The sequence below is a fragment of the Rahnella perminowiae genome (assembly GCF_019049755.1).
GTDB lineage: Bacteria > Pseudomonadota > Gammaproteobacteria > Enterobacterales > Enterobacteriaceae > Rahnella > Rahnella perminowiae.
This window is the reverse complement of the sequence record NZ_JAFMOS010000195.1, coordinates 1-1,713: the sequence shown is the minus strand read 5'-3', so window position 1 is coordinate 1,713 and position 1,713 is coordinate 1. Positions and strand designations below refer to the sequence as shown.

Annotated in this window: 2 protein-coding genes; both read right to left on the bottom strand. The window is 44.6% G+C overall.

Going from position 1 to position 1,713, the window contains the following annotated elements; genetic code table 11:
• A partial coding sequence (locus J1785_RS01210) for an RrF2 family transcriptional regulator (RefSeq protein WP_217218622.1) occupies positions 1-253 on the bottom strand: 253 nt, incomplete at its 3' end.
• Between the two features lie 210 nt (positions 254-463).
• On the bottom strand, positions 464-1,597 hold the full coding sequence (gene ompC, locus J1785_RS01205) for a porin OmpC (protein ID WP_129953543.1): 1,134 nt from the start codon (positions 1,595-1,597) through the stop codon (positions 464-466).
• Between the last annotated feature and the right edge of the window lie 116 nt (positions 1,598-1,713).

Here is a 1,713-nt window from a genome sequence, read left to right as displayed (position 1 = left end):
CAATCACTGCGCAATAAATGTCGCGAAGCGTGATTTCTTCCGCCGGGCGGCCAAGCGTGATCGAACCGGTACGGCCGAGAGTGGAAACGATGATGCCATGCTGCGTCAGCGGCACCATCAGTTTGCGGATAAAACTGGAGTTGGCTTCCAGACCCGTTGCTAAAATCGCACTGGTGCAGCGCTGGCCAGCCTTTTGGGACTGAGCGATACAAAACACCATCTGCATAGCTGTCGGAAAGCGATAATCTAACATGTCATTGTCCTGAGAAACCAAGTCTTAGGTAAAGCACCGTATCACAGAGGAATTGCCCCGTACGTGATCTGGTCAATAATATAACAAACACTGTTGCATTATTGAAGGCAGACACCTCCCAAAGGCACAGATAATCACGTTTTTGGGCACAAAAAAACCCATCCTAAGACGGGTTTTGTACTCAGAACATTCAATAAGAAGTTTCAGAAATTAGAACTGATAAACCAGACCAACCGCTACGATATCATCGGTAGAAATATTGTTGGTTTTATAGAAGTCATCATCATTGTCCAGCAGGTTGATTTTGTAATCAACGTAGGTAGACATGTTTTTGTTGAAGTAATAGCTGGTACCCACAGAAACATATTTAACTAAGTCATGATCGTTATCGGTACGGCTGGTATCTTCATTCAGATTCTTACCTTTGGATTGCAGGTAAGAAACTTCAGGACGCAGACCAAAATCGAATTGGTATTGTGCGGTAATTTCAAAGTTCTGAGTTTTATTTGCCACGCCGTCACTGCCATAAAGGGTCATGTTGCGGGTTTCAGAATACATGGTAGCCAGATAGACATTGTTTGCATCGTATTTCGCGCCCACTGTCCACACATCAGCTTTATCGCCATCAGCGTTTGTATAGGCAATTTGATCATTCGTACGATCAGAAGATGCATAGGCAGCCCCGGCCGTAATACCCATGCCGAAATCATAAGTGGTAGAAATACCGAAACCATCACCGTTCTGATGACGCACGTCACGACCATTGTTAGTGCCTTCACCAAACTGGAAATCTTCGCTATTATTATCGCCATCATTTGCACCCTGGTATTGCAGTGCGAAATTCCAGCCTTTTACTTCGCCGAAGAAGTCAGTGTTGCGGTAAGTGGCAACCCCGTTGGTACGGCCAACCATAAAGTTATCAGGCGTGGTGTAAGTATCACCACCGAACTCTGGCAACATATCGGTCCATGCTTCAATATCATACACAACACCGTAGTTACGGCCGTAGTCGAATGAGCCGAAATCACCGAATTTCAGACCTGCAAAGCCCAGACGGGTTGCGTTGCCAGATGTACCGCTGCTCTCTGTATTGTTAGCCTGAATATTGTATTCCCACTGACCATATCCGGTCAGTTGGTCAGCAATCTGAGTTTCGCCTTTAAAGCCCACACGCGCATAGGTCTGATCGCCATCTTTGCCTGCATCATCAGAGAAATAATGCAAACCATCCACTTTGCCGTACAGATCCAATTTATTGCCGTCTTTATTATAGACCTCAGCAGAATGCGCTGCGCCTGCAACCAGTAATGCCGGGATAATAAGTGCCAATGCTTTTAATTTCATGATGTCATTCCTTTATCATTTGATTGGATGTTTTAAATTATTATATATGTATTATCAATGAGTCAGACTCGTATTAATATTACCTACAGAGTTCCGCGGGTCAGTAGGTAAATTAT